Genomic DNA, 13,155 nt, shown 5'->3' with positions numbered 1-13,155 from the left:
TCCACGGGTCCGCAACATGAATTTCGTTTCCTCGATCTGTGCAAGCCAACGGGACGCGGTCCAGGCTACTTGTATTTTGCTCCGCTGCGCTCCGCGGTTGGGGGGCGCCCGGGGGGGGGTGATATAAAGCACAGCGGCGCCCCGGAAGACGCCCCCCCCCGCCGGGAGCGGAAGTGCGCGGGCGCCGCCGCGCGCGCCCCCCCCGCGCCCCCCCCCCGATTCCAGTCCTTCCAGAACGGCTCGGTGTACTGGACGCCCCAGACCGGCGCCCAGATGGTGCGCGGCGCGATGCTGCAGGAGTGGGGCGCACAGGGCTTCGAAGGCGGTCCCGCCGGTTACCCCACGGGCCCCGAGCAGCCCACCCCGAACCAACGCGGCGCGGTGCAGGGCTTCGAGAACAGTCCGATGTACTTCAGCGACAAGACCGGAGCCCATCGCGTCCAGGGCCTGATCCTCGGCAAGTACGCGCAACTGGGCTTCGAGAACAGTCCGCTGGGCTTCCCCGTCGCCGAGGAGCAGCCACTGAAAGATCTCGGCCGCGTCAGCGCGTTCGAGGGCGGCAACATCTACTGGAGCCCGCTCTCGGGTTCCTGGGCGGTACGCAACGGCCTGATCATGGAGGCGTGGGGCCGCCAGGGCTTCGAGAACGGCCGCCTCGGCTACCCCACCAGCGACGAGTTCCCGGTACCGGGAGGCATCCAACAGAACTTCCAAACCGGCTTCATAGTCGTCCGCGACGGCAAACCCGAGATACACGGCCTCTGACCCCGCCAAGAGTCCCGCCTGAAGCACACGTACCGGAGGTACACCCTAGGAGTTCGCGGCCCGGCTCGATTCTGGACTGACGGAGCGGGGGAGCGAAGCGGAGGAGCGGAGGAGGGAAGAATCGAGCCTCAGGGGCCGCGAACCGCGGAGCGCAGCGGAGCAAAATACAAGTAGCCTGGACCGCGTCCCGTTGGCTTGCACAGATCGAGGAAACGAAATTCATGTTGCGGACCCGTGGAAAGGTAACCGGCGTCGTGGTGTCGCTCGCCGCCGTCGGCCTGCTCGCTGCCTGCGGCGACAACGATTCGACCGCGTCGAGCACGCCGACGCTGAAGACCTCGGCCACGACCGCGACCGCCGGTCCCACCATCCCCTCGGTGGTACAGGTGCCGCCGGAGGAGGGCGCCCCGCCCGCCGCGCCGACCTCCGGTGCGATGGAGCGGCCCGAACCGGTGGAACCCTCGGTCGCCGCGGGCAATACGTCCGAGCTGTCGGCCAAGGACCAGGCGCTGATCGAGGAACTGAAGAGGCGCGGCCTGAGCCCCACCCCGGACATCGCGGTGACCACGGCGAGCTTCGTCTGCCAGGGCAAGGCATCGGGCCTGCCCGATGACCAGATCACCACCTACGTGAACGCGATGGCCGGTTCCGACCCGGCGTTCGACCCGCAGAAGATGCCCGTCGAACAGGCCGGCCGGATCTACGTCGACACCGCGAACCAGACCTACTGCAACAAGTGAACGCACGACGCTCGGGCTATCCGGGAGGCAGCGGCCGCGGTCGTCGCCGTCGTCCCGGCTGCCTGCTGTTCCTGGTAGGCATCGTCGTGCTGGTGGTCGTGGTGCTGCTGCTGTGGTACCTGCTGGCCGGTCCGCTGCGGCTGCCGAAGCCGACGCCGCCGAAGCCGGGCCCGCCGACCAGTCAGCCGGCCTCCTGCCCGGACGTCCAGTTGCTGTCGATTCCGGGGACGTGGGAGTCCAACAGCAACGACGATCCGCACCACCCGAGCGCCAATCCGATCTCGTTGATGCTCAACGTCAGCAACCCGATGCGGGAGCGGTTCCCGGACAGCCGGTTGGACGTCTACACCGTCCCTTACGTCGCGCAATTCTCCAATCCGATCGCGATCCCGCCGGACGGCCAGCAGTCCTACAACAACAGCCGCTCGGAGGGCGCCGGGCGGGCTCTCGACGAACTCTCATCGATGGCGAAAAGCTGCCCCCTCACCAGTTATGTGATCGCCGGTTTCTCGCAGGGCGCGGTGATCGGCGGCGACATCGCCGCGCAGATCGGCGCGGGCAAGGGTCCCGTTCCGGCCGACCGCGTGCTCGGCGTGATGCTGATCGCCGACGGTCGCCGCGATTTCGGACCGGGCCAGGCCGCCGCGGTCGGGCCGAGTCCGCCGGGCGTGGGCGCGGAGGTCGCGCTGCAGGGCCTCAACGTCCCGGGCATCAAGATGACCGGATCGCGCCCGGGCGGCTTCGGCGAACTCGCGGATCGGACCTACACCATCTGCGCGCCGGGCGATTTGATCTGCGACGCTCCGAAGCAGGCGCTGAACCCGTTCAATATGATCCCGAGCCTGATGACGCTGGTCAGAGCCGTCGGAAACCCGGTGCACGCCCTGTACAACACCTTCCAGGTGGATGAGAACGGCACCACGGCCACGCAGTGGACGGCGAATTGGGCGGCAGACCTGATCGAGGGCGCTCCGCACCCGCCCCATTCGTGACTGTTAACAGGGGTCAACCCCGAGGCCCCCAAGGTTTCGTGGGCACGCTGTAAAGTGCAGCGATGATCGCGACGCCGGAGCCGCTTCCTCTCGGATCGGCCCGGCGTCGTAGCCATTCCGGACAGCCAGGAGCATGAGGTAAATGACAGAAGCCGCCACCACGGCGAGCCGCACACCGGCCGCCACGGCGAGCCGTGCATCGGCTGCTGCCGAGGTGACTGCGCTGGGTACGCCGCCGCGCGAGTTCCGGTTCGCGGCCGCCGGCGAGGGCAACCAGCAGGAGGGCGGGGCGCGCAAGTTCGTCAAGCTGGCGCAGCAAGCCGAGGAGTACGGCTACGACTCGTTCGCGGTGCCCGACCACCTCGGCCCGCAGGTCGGCCCGATCGCGGCGCTGGGCGCGCTGGCGGTGGCCACCGAGCGGATCCGCATCGGAACGTCGGTGCTGGCCAACGGCTTCCGGCATCCGGTGGTGCTGGCCAAGGACGCCGCCACCATCGACGTGCTGTCCAAGGGCCGGCTGGAACTGGGCGTGGGCGCCGGCTGGATCAAGAGCGAGTTCGAGGCCGCCGGCATCCCCTACGAGTCGCCGGGAGTGCGGCTGGAGAAGCTGGACGAGACGCTGACCATCCTGGACGTGCTGTTACGCGGCCAGGAATGTCACTTCGAGGGCAAGCACTACCAGGTGCGCGGCATCAAGGGCACCCCGCGGCCGCGGCAGGGCCCGCGCCCGCCGCTGGTGACCGGTGGCGGCGGCCCGAAGATGCTGCGGCTGGCCGCCAAGCACGCCGACATCATCTCGGTGGTTCCGCGGACCACCAAGGAAGGCAAGGGCCTGCTGTCGGGCATCACCCTCGACAAGACCGTCGAGAAGGTGAACCTGATCAAGCAGGCGGCCGGCGATCGGTTCGCGGATATCGAACTGAACTGGACCATCACCGCCGTGGTGATCACCGACGATCGCGAGCGCACGGCAGAAATGGCATTGTCCGCAATCGAGAAGGGCCTACACCCCGACCTCGAAGTGGACGTACAGCTTTCGGTCGAAGACATACTCACCTCGCCCTATGTGGCGATCGGCACATTCGAGGAGATAGCGGAGCAGATTCGTAACGTGCGCAAACTCACCTCGATGTCTTATGTCGGAGTGTTTCCGACTCAGATGGATGCCTTCGCGCCGGTGATCCCGTTGCTACGGGAGGCGTGACCGAGTCATGTTCACTCGCACCAGGGACCGCGCCGGGGCCTGCTCTGTAACATGTCCCTGGTTTGAGTACATCTAGCCGATAGGTGGTCACCGCGCAGACCGCCGGAAAAGCTGCAGGCATGCTCTTGCACCACAGAGCGCCCGCGGGCGTAAGAGAGTCGGGGCCTCACAGGTAACAGCGGCCATGATGCCGTGCTGCGTGTGCCTCGGAGGAGAAGGAATGACGGACGAGACTTTCGACGACTACCTGGACGAATCCGGGAATATCAGCATTCCCGAGGGGCGCACTCTGGTCGATTACGTCGAGAAGCACACCCGCAACGACGCGAACACGCTTGCCTATCGCTACATCGACTACTCCCGTGAGCGCGACGGCGAGTACCAGGACCTGACCTGGAAGGAATTCGGCATCCGCCTGCGTGCGGTCGCCGCGCGCCTGCAGCAGGTCACGAAGCCCGGTGACCGGGTCGCGATCCTGGCGCCGCAGGGGCTGGACTACGTGGTGTCGTTCTTCGCCGCCATCTATGCCGGCACCATCGCGGTCCCGCTGTTCGACCCGGACGAGCCCGGCCACACCGATCGGCTGCACGCGGTACTCGGCGATTGCAAGCCCTCGGCCATCCTCACGGCGAGCTCCTCCGCCGCGGGCGTGCGCCAGTTCTTCCGTCCGCTGCCGGCCGCGCAGCGCCCGCGCGTCATCGCCGTGGACGCGGTGCCCGATTCGCTCGGTGAGGCCTGGGCCTACCCCGACATCACCGTGGACAACATCGCTTATCTGCAGTACACCTCGGGGTCGACGCGGACCCCGGCCGGTGTCGAGATCACCCACCGCGCGGTGGGCACCAACCTGCTGCAGATGATCAACGCCATCAACCTGGACTGGAATTCGCGCGGCGTGACCTGGCTGCCGCTGTTCCACGACATGGGCCTGCTGTGCGTGATCCTGCCCGCCATCGGCGGCAAGTTCATCACGATCATGTCGCCCAGCGCCTTCGTCCGGCGTCCGGGCCGCTGGATCAAGGAGCTGGCCGCGGTCTCCGACGGCGCCGGAACCTTCGCCGCCGCACCGAATTTCGCGTTCGAGCACGCGGCCGCTCGCGGCCTGCCGAAGAACGGCGAGACGCTGGACCTGTCCAACGTCATCGGCCTGATCAACGGCAGCGAGCCGGTCACCACCTCCTCGATGAAGAAGTTCAACGAGGCGTTCGCCCCCTACGGTCTGCCGAAGACGGCCATCAAGCCCTGCTACGGCATGGCCGAGGCGACGCTGTTCGTCTCCGCGACCCGGGCCGAGGACGAGGCCAAGGTCATCTACGTGGACCGCGACGAGCTGAACGCCGGCCGGATCGTCAAGGTCGAACAGGGCACCGCCAACGCCATCGCGCAGGTCAGCTGCGGGTACGTCGCGTTGTCGCAGTGGGCGGCCATCGTCGACGCGGAGACGGTCGACGACCCCGCCGGCCCGCGCGAGCAGCCCGAGGGCCAGGTCGGTGAGATCTGGTTGCACGGCAACAACATCGGCATCGGGTACTGGGGCCGGGACGACGAGACCCGCAAGACCTTCAAGAACCTGCTGCCCAACCGCCTGCCCGAGGGCAGCAAGGCCGAGGGCACCCCCGCCGACGCGACCTGGATGCGCACCGGCGACTACGGCGTCTACATCGATGGCGAGCTGTACATCACCGGCCGGGTCAAGGACCTGGTGATCGTCGACGGCCGCAATCATTACCCGCAGGATCTGGAGTACTCGGCGCAGGAGGCCAGCAAGCTGCTGCGCCCCGGCTTCGTGGCGGCGTTCTCGGTGCCGGCCAACCAGCTCCCGGCCGAGGTGTTCGAGGCCGACAGCCATTCGGGCATCAAGTACGACGCCGACGATGCCTCCGAGCAACTGGTGGTCGTCGCCGAGCGTGGTCCGGGCGCGCACAAGGCCGATCCGGCGCCGATCGCCGACGCGGTGCGCGCGGCGATCTCGCAGCGGCACGGCGTCACCGTGCGCGACGTGCTGCTGGTGCCGGCCGGTTCGATCCCGCGGACCTCGAGCGGCAAGATCGCCCGCCGCGCCTGCCGGGCCGCGTACCTGGAGGGCACCCTGCGGGGCGGCTACACGCAACAGGCCTTCCCGGACGCCCCCGAGGAAGAGTGAGCGACATCCGCGCTTGCGATACTGGCTGTCGATCCCTGCCCACCCGACACCCCCACCCAGGTAGCTTGAGGAATTGATGGCTGACAACGAGGGCACTCAGACGACCGACGCCGTTTCGCCCGAGAGCGATGCGGTCAGCGACGACACCCGGGCCGCCGCACCGGCCACCGAGATGTCGGTGGCCGAGCTGCGAGAGTGGTTGCGGCGCTGGGTCGCCGACGCCACCGGCCAGCCGATCGAGCAGATCACGGTGGACCGGCCGATGGAGGAGTTCGGGCTGGCCTCGCGCGACGCCCTCGCCCTCGGTGGCGACATCGAGGAACTCACCGGGGTGATGCTGAGCGCCACGGTCGTGTACCAGCACCCGACCATCGGCTCGCTGGCCGAGGTGATCGCGGCCGGCGGCGTGCCCGAGGAGCCCGCGGAATCGACCGACGACTCCTTCTATACCGCCGGTTACCAGCCGGGGGAGGCGCACGACATCGCCATCGTCGGCCTGTCGACCCGGCTGCCGGGTGCGGGCAACACGCCCGAGTCGACGTGGGAGTTCCTGATCAATCGCGGGGACGGGATCCGGGAGCTGCCGTCGGGCCGGTGGTCGGAGTTCACCGCCGAGCCGCAGATGGCCGCGGCCGTCGAGCAGGCGAACACCCGCGGCGGCTACCTCGACCAGGACGTGGTCAAGGGGTTCGACGCCGAGTTCTTCGCGATGTCGCCGATCGAGGTCGAGCGCGTCGACCCGCAGCAGCGCCTGATGATGGAGCTGACCTGGGAAGCGTTGGAGCACGCCCGGATTCCCGCCAGTGATCTGAAGGGGCAGCCGGTCGGCGTGTTCATCGGCTCGTCGGGGAACGACTTCATGTTCCTGGCCGCGATGGCGGCGGGCGCCCCGGTCGACGCGAACACTCCGGCGACGGCCGCGGCCTACGGGATCACCGGCAGCGTCTCGTCCATCATCCCCAACCGGGTGTCCTATTTCTTCGACTTCCGGGGTCCGTCGGTCTCCGTGGATTCCGCGTGCTCGTCGACCTTGGTCGCGGTGCACGAGGCGGTGCAGGCGTTGCGCAGCGGCGATGCCGACGTAGCGCTCGCCGGCGGCGTGAACATGATCCTGGCCCCGTTCGCGACCCTGGGTTTCGACGGTGCGGGCGCGGTGGCGAAGGACGGCCACATCAAGGCGTTCTCGTCCGACGCCGACGGCATGGTCCGCTCCGAGGGCGGCGGCATGGTGGTGCTCAAGCGCCTGGCCGACGCCGAGCGCGACGGTGACCGAATCCTGGCCGTGGTCAAGGGTTCCGCGGTCAACAACGACGGCCGCTCCAACGGTCTGCTGGCGCCGAATCCGGATGCCCAGGCCGAGGTGCTGCGCCGCGCCTACCGTGACGCCGGAATCCTCCCGTCGTCGGTCGATTACGTCGAGGCGCACGGCACCGGCACGTTGCTCGGCGACCCCATCGAGGCGGACGCGCTGGCGCGTGTCGTCGGGCGTGGCCGCGAGGCCGACAAGCCCGCGCTGCTCGGATCGGTCAAGACCAACTTCGGGCACCTGGAGTCGGGCGCGGGGGCCGCGAGCCTGGCCAAGATCGTCATGTCGTTGCAGCACAACGTGATTCCGCCGAATATCGGATTCGCGGGGCCCAATCCCTACATCCCGTTCGAGCAGGCGCATCTGAAGGTCATCGATGAGCCGACCGAATTCCCGCGCTACAGCGGGCGGGCGACCATCGGCGTCTCCGGCTTCGGCTTCGGCGGCACCAACGCGCACGTGGTCATCCAGGAGTATGTGCCCGCCGCGGCGGAGACCCCGGCATCGCCCGCCGATCTGGACAACGAGGACACCGGGATCGTCGCGGACGCCGAGGCCGTGCTCGCGGCCGCCGAGGCCGAGTCGGCGGACGGCACACCGGTGGCCGAGGGGCCGACCATCGCCGAGAGCGCCGGACTGACGGCGGACCCGACGCCGGAGTGGACCGCCGAGCGCACCGAACCGCTGCCGGTGATCCTGGCCGTGTCCGCGTACCTGCCCTCGCGGCGGCGACGGGCCGCGGCCGACCTGGCCGACTGGCTGGAATCCGAAGCGGGACAAGCGGCCTCGCTCGAGTCCGTGGCGCGCTCGCTGGCCAAGCGCAACCACGGCCGCTCGCGCGGCGTCGTGCTGGCCAAGACCCACGACGAGGCCGTCGCGGGGCTGCGTGCCATCGCCGAGGGCAAGCCGGGGCCGGGCGTGTTCACCGCCGACGCCCCCGCCGCCAAGGGCGCCATGTGGGTGCTGTCCGGTTTCGGGTCGCACCACCGCAAGATGGGCAAGCAGCTCTACCTGGAGAATTCGATCTTCGCCCGTGCCGTCGACGAGGTCGACGAGCTGGTGCAGGACGAGGCCGGTTACTCGGTCAGGGAGATGATGCTCGACGACGCGCAGGACTGGGACGTCGGCACGTCGCAGGTCGGCGTGTTCGCCATTCAGCTCGGCCTGGCCGCGCTGCTGCGGGCGCACGGGGCCGAGCCGGAGGGCGTGGTAGGCCACTCCCAGGGCGAGGCCGCGGGGTCCTACATTTCCGGCGGCATGAACCTCGAGGACGCCGTGCGGGTGATCTGCGCGCGGTCGCGGCTGATGGGCGAGGGCGAGCAGATGCTCACCGAGGCCGACGTCCGCAATATGGCGCTGGTCGAGTACAGCGCCGAGGACATCGAGAAGGTGCTGGCCGACTACCCGGACCTCGAGGTCGCGGTGTACGCCGCACCCACCAACACCGTGATCGGCGGGCCGCCGGACCAGGTGCATGCCGTCGTGGCGCGGGCCGAATCGGAGGGCAAGTTCGCCCGGGTGCTGCAGACTCGCGGCGCCGGGCACACCTCGCAGATGGACCCGCTGCTGGGCGAGCTGGCGGCCGAGCTGGCCGGTATCGAGCCCACCAAGCTGACCGCCGACCTGTACTCGACCGTGCACAAGGCCACCGTGTACCGCGCGGGCTCGGACCCGGTGCACGACGTGGACTACTGGGTCACCAACATGCGGCACCCGGTGTACTTCACCAACGCTGTGCGGCAGGCCGTCGACACCGGCATCACCACCTATCTGGAACTCGCGCCGAATTCCGTTGCGCTGATGCAGGTGCTGGGTACGACCTTCGCGGCCGGGGTGCACAACGCGGCGCTCATCCCCACGCTCAAGCGCAAGGAAGACGAGGCCGCGGGCATCATCTCGGCGCTGGCGCAGCTGTACGTGCAGGGGCATCGGGTCGATCTGTCGTCGCTGCTGCCCGCCGGTGATTTCGCCGACATTCCGCGAACGGCGTTCCTGCGCAAGGAATATTGGCCGACGGTCACCATCGCCTCCGGCGGGGGGACCGGGCGGGCGCCGGGTTCGCACGTCGCGCTGCCGGACGGACGGCACGCCTGGGAGGTGTCGGCGGCGGCCGTCACCGACCTGTCCGGGCTGGTGAGTTCCGCTGCGGCGCAGGTGCTTTCGGACGTGGCGGTCGAGGCGACCGTCGCCCATTCGCCGCTGCCCGCGTCCGGGAATCTGACCACCACGCTCACCCCGCACCTCGGCGGCGCCTCGGTGCAGGTGCACGGGGAGCAGGACGGCGCATTCCGGTTGTTGTTCGAGGCTGTGGTGACGGGGGCGTCGCGCGCGTCCTCCGGTCGTCCCGGGAGCCAAAACGATTCCGGCCAAAAGCTCGCCGGAATGACGGGGGACAAGGACAGGGATGAGGCCGGGAACGGCGGCGGGACAGCCGATCTCGTGGTCGCCGAGACCATCGGCGACAGGTGGGACCCCAGCGGCGCCCAGACCGTGGAGCAGCGGCTGGCGATCATCGTCGCCGAGTCCATGGGCTACGCCGTGGAGGACCTGCCGATGGAGATCCCGCTCATGGAGCTGGGTCTGGACTCGCTGATGGCCATGCGCATCAAGAACCGGGTCGAGTACGAGTTCGACATCCCGCAGCTGCAGGTCGCGGCCGTGCGCGACGCCAGCCTCAACGAGGTCGCCAAGGTACTGCGCTACGCCATCGAGCACCGCGACGAGGTCGCCGCGATCGCCGAACAGCAAGCGGCCGAGGGCGGTTCGCTGGCCGTCGACGACAACTTCGTCGCCGCCGCGCGGGCCGCCATGGAGTCCGGTGCGGATCCGGCCGCCGTCGTGAAGGACAAGCTGGCCGAGAGCGCGCCCGAAAAGCCCGAGCCCGCGACCGCGCAGACTCCCGTGCAGCCGTCGCTGTTCGGCGAGGAGTCGGCCGAGGACAACGTGCCCCCGCGCGATGCCGCCGAGCGGCTGACCTACGCGACCTGGGCCACGATCACCGGCAAGTCGCCGGGCGGCGTCTTCGACACCCTGCCGATCCTGGACCAGGACACCGCCGAGAAGCTGGCGGCGCGGCTGTCCGAGCGGGTCGGCGCGGAGCTCGACGTCGAGGACGTGCTCGACTGCGAGACCATCGAGCAGCTCGCCGACATCGTGCGGCAGCACCAGGACAGCGCCGGGGATGTCGACGGCTTCGTGCGCACCCTGCGCGGGCGCACCGAGGGCTCGGATGCCGTGCCCGTCTTCGTGTTCCATCCCTCGGGCGGCAACACGCTGGTCTACGAGCCGCTGCTGAAGCGCCTGCCCGGCGACACGCCGATGTACGGCTTCGAGCGCGTCGAGGGTTCGATGGAAGAGCGTGCGCGCCAGTACATTCCGAAGATCCGGGAACTCCAGCCCGGCGGGCCCTACGTCTTCTACGGCTGGTCGCTGGGAGCCGTCTTCTCGCTCCAGGTCGCGCAGCTGATGCGGGCCGAGGGCGACGACGTCCGGCTGGTGGGGCTGATCGATCTCGCGCTGCCCGTCGATCCCGAGGACAGCAGCCCCGAGGGGCGGCGCGCCCGCGTCGAGCGTTTCCAGGAGTTCGCGAAGAAGACCTACGGCATCGAGGGCGAGCTGGACGACGACATGCTGCGCGAGCTGGCGGACGCGTCCGACGCGGAGCAGTACAAGATCATCACCGATCTGCTGAAGTTTGCCGACGTGAAGATCCCCGGCGGCGTGATCGAGCATCAGCGCACGTCCTGGCTCGACAGCCGGGAACTCGAGAAGGCGCAGCCGTCGCACTACGACGGTGACGTGGTGCTGTACCTCGCCGACCGCTATCACGACGGCATGATCGAACTCGAGCCCCGCTTCGCCGAACGGCAGCCCAATGGTGGCTGGGACGACTACCTCCCGGCTCTGGAAATCATCCGCATCCCGGGTGATCATCTCCAGATCATCGACGAGCCGCGCATCGCCACCATCGGTGCCGACCTGACGCAGAAATTGGCTGCGATCGCGAAAGGAATCTAGTGAGTACGACCGCCGAGAAGCTTGCGGACCTGCGGAAGAAGCTCGAGCTCGCGCAGGAGCCGGCAGGTGAGGCGGGGGTGGCCAAGCGGGCGCGCAAGGGCATCCCGAGCGCGCGCGATCGGATCAACATGCTGGTCGATCCGGGCACCTTCGTGGAAATCGGTGCGCTGGTTCGCAATCCGAGCATCAAGGACGCGCTGTACGGCGACGGCGTGGTCATCGGGCACGGTCTCGTCGAGGGCCGTCCGGTGGCGGTGTTCTCGCACGACCAGACCGTGTACGGCGGGTCGGTCGGTGAGATGTTCGGCCGCAAGGTCTGCACGATCATGGAGTTCGCGGCCAAGGTCGGCTGCCCCGTGGTCGGCATCCAGGATTCCGGCGGCGCGCGCGTGCAGGAGGCGGTCAGTTCGCTGGCCTGGTACGCCAATATCGCGCTGAAGGTGGAGCCGCTGTCGGGCATGGTGCCGCAGATCTCGCTGATCCTGGGCAGCTGTGCGGGCGGTGCGGTGTACCAGCCGATCAACACCGATGTCGTGGTCGCCACCGAAGAGGCGTACATGTTCGTCACCGGGCCGAAGGTGATCCGCGAGGTCACCGGCGAGGACGTCAGCCTGGAGGAACTCGGCGGCGCTCGCAGCCAGGCCGAGTACGGCAATATCCACCACGTCGCCAAGGACGAGAAGGCCGCCTTCGACTGGGTGCGTCAGTATCTGGGCTACATGCCGACGAGCTGCCAGGAGGAGCCGCCGGTGGTGAACCCGGGCATGGAGCCCGAGGTCACCGATTCCGACCTGGAACTGAACTCGATCGTGCCGGATTCCGACAATGCCGGTTACGACATGCACGACATCCTGCTGCGCATCTTCGACGACGGCGAATTCCACGAGGTCGGCGCGCAGGCGGGGCTGAACATCATCACCGGGTTCGCACGGGTGGACGGTCGTTCGGTCGGCGTGGTCGCCAATCAGCCGATGGTCTCCGCCGGTGCGCTGGACGCCCGCGCGTCGGACAAGGCCTCGCATTTCGTGCGGTTGTGCGACGCGTTCGAGATTCCGCTGGTGCTGGTGGTGGATACGCCCGGCTTCCTGCCCGGTGTGGAGCAGGAGAAGATCGGCGTCATCAAGCGCGGCGGTAGGTTCCTGTTCGCGTTCGTCGAGGCGTCGGTGCCGAAGGTGACCGTGGTGATCCGCAAGGCCTACGGCGGCGGGTACGCGGTGATGGGCTCCAAGCAGCTCGGCGCGGACGTGAACCTGGCGTGGCCGACGGCCCGCATCGCGGTGATGGGCGCCGAGAGCGCGGTCAGCCTGATCGGGCGCAAGCAGATCGAGGCCGCGCCGGAGGACCAGCGCGAGGCCGTCCGGCAGCAGATGATCGACTTCTACAACGCCACCATGGCCAACCCGTGGGTCGCCGCCGAACGCGGCTTCATCGACGCGGTCATCGAGCCCGCCACCACCCGCCTGGAAATCCGTCGCGCCCTGCACCTGCTCCGCGACAAGAAGCTGCAACGCAACCCGCGCAAACACCACCTGCTCCCGCTGTAGGTCGGCGCGACACCCCGTGCCGGGCGAGGTCTGCCCGGACCGGTGAAATCCCGTGGAACGGCAGGTGGACGGGGTGTCTTTTGCGGAATCGGCCGGTGAATCACCGCAGGTATGAGAGCCTTCAGCTATGGGAAGCTCACCGAAAGCCGTACTGCAGGGTGGACCGGCCGACCTGCCACAGCGCATCGTGCCGATCACCCCACCGGGCATCGAACTGCGAATCCAGTTCAACGGCGGCTACGAGCGCTTCAAGGTGACCCCACGCTGGGAGGACACCACCGAGGGCAACCTGCCGGTCTACGAGTGGACGGGCAGGCTCGAACGGTGAGAGCACAGGGCCGGGGGGGGGCGGGGGCGGGGGCCGGCCGCCCCGGGAGGGGAGCAGAGGAAAACCCGGAGAGAGAGCGCCGCGCGCCACCCCCACCCCGGGGGGGGGGGGGGGGG

Annotated in this window: 7 protein-coding genes and 1 pseudogene; all 8 read left to right on the top strand. The window is 68.8% G+C overall.

Annotation, left to right across the window (positions count from 1 at the left end; genetic code table 11):
• Window positions 1–216 precede the first annotated feature (216 nt).
• Window positions 217–765: pseudogene (locus QH470_RS05500) on the top strand (LGFP repeat-containing protein); the annotation flags it as partial.
• Between the two features lie 221 nt (window positions 766–986).
• Window positions 987–1,505, top strand: coding sequence for a DUF732 domain-containing protein (locus QH470_RS05495; RefSeq protein WP_280271163.1), 519 nt, complete (start codon window positions 987–989; stop codon window positions 1,503–1,505).
• The gene (locus tag QH470_RS05490; RefSeq protein ID WP_280271162.1) at window positions 1,502–2,497 is read left to right on the top strand and encodes a cutinase family protein; all 996 of its coding nucleotides are present in this window, start codon (window positions 1,502–1,504) and stop codon (window positions 2,495–2,497) included. Before QH470_RS05495 ends, QH470_RS05490 begins: the two co-directional genes overlap by 4 nt.
• Window positions 2,498–2,639: 142 nt before the next feature.
• Window positions 2,640–3,701 (top strand): LLM class F420-dependent oxidoreductase, encoded by a 1,062-nt coding sequence (locus QH470_RS05485; protein WP_280271161.1) that lies wholly within the window; start codon window positions 2,640–2,642, stop codon window positions 3,699–3,701.
• 220 nt (window positions 3,702–3,921) lie between these two features.
• Window positions 3,922–5,844 (top strand): long-chain-fatty-acid--AMP ligase FadD32, encoded by a 1,923-nt coding sequence (gene fadD32 / locus QH470_RS05480; protein ID WP_280271160.1) that lies wholly within the window; start codon window positions 3,922–3,924, stop codon window positions 5,842–5,844.
• Window positions 5,845–5,920: 76 nt separating this feature from the next.
• Complete coding sequence (gene pks13 / locus QH470_RS05475) at window positions 5,921–11,167, top strand: polyketide synthase Pks13 (RefSeq protein ID WP_280271159.1); 5,247 nt, start codon at window positions 5,921–5,923, stop codon at window positions 11,165–11,167.
• The gene (locus QH470_RS05470; protein WP_280271158.1) at window positions 11,167–12,711 is read left to right on the top strand and encodes an acyl-CoA carboxylase subunit beta; all 1,545 of its coding nucleotides are present in this window, start codon (window positions 11,167–11,169) and stop codon (window positions 12,709–12,711) included. Before pks13 ends, QH470_RS05470 begins: the two co-directional genes overlap by 1 nt.
• Window positions 12,712–12,838: 127 nt before the next feature.
• Window positions 12,839–13,039: a DUF5988 family protein gene (locus tag QH470_RS05465; RefSeq protein WP_280271157.1), complete on the top strand. Its 201-nt coding sequence runs from the start codon at window positions 12,839–12,841 to the stop codon at window positions 13,037–13,039.
• The last annotated feature ends 116 nt before the right edge of the window (window positions 13,040–13,155 follow it).

The organism is Nocardia wallacei (genome assembly GCF_029868745.1).
GTDB classification, from domain to species: domain Bacteria; phylum Actinomycetota; class Actinomycetes; order Mycobacteriales; family Mycobacteriaceae; genus Nocardia; species Nocardia wallacei_B.
This window is presented reverse-complemented; position numbering and strand designations above follow the sequence as displayed.

Bases quoted from the DNA above. Each gene is read 5' to 3' on its own strand.
- QH470_RS05495 (WP_280271163.1), top strand. From the start codon at position 987: ATGTTGCGGACCCGTGGAAAGGTAACCGGCGTCGTGGTGTCGCTCGCC.
- QH470_RS05485 (WP_280271161.1), top strand. From the start codon at position 2,640: ATGACAGAAGCCGCCACCACGGCGAGCCGCACACCGGCCGCCACGGCG.
- fadD32 (WP_280271160.1), top strand. From the start codon at position 3,922: ATGACGGACGAGACTTTCGACGACTACCTGGACGAATCCGGGAATATC.
- pks13 (WP_280271159.1), top strand. From the start codon at position 5,921: ATGGCTGACAACGAGGGCACTCAGACGACCGACGCCGTTTCGCCCGAG.
- QH470_RS05465 (WP_280271157.1), top strand. From the start codon at position 12,839: ATGGGAAGCTCACCGAAAGCCGTACTGCAGGGTGGACCGGCCGACCTG.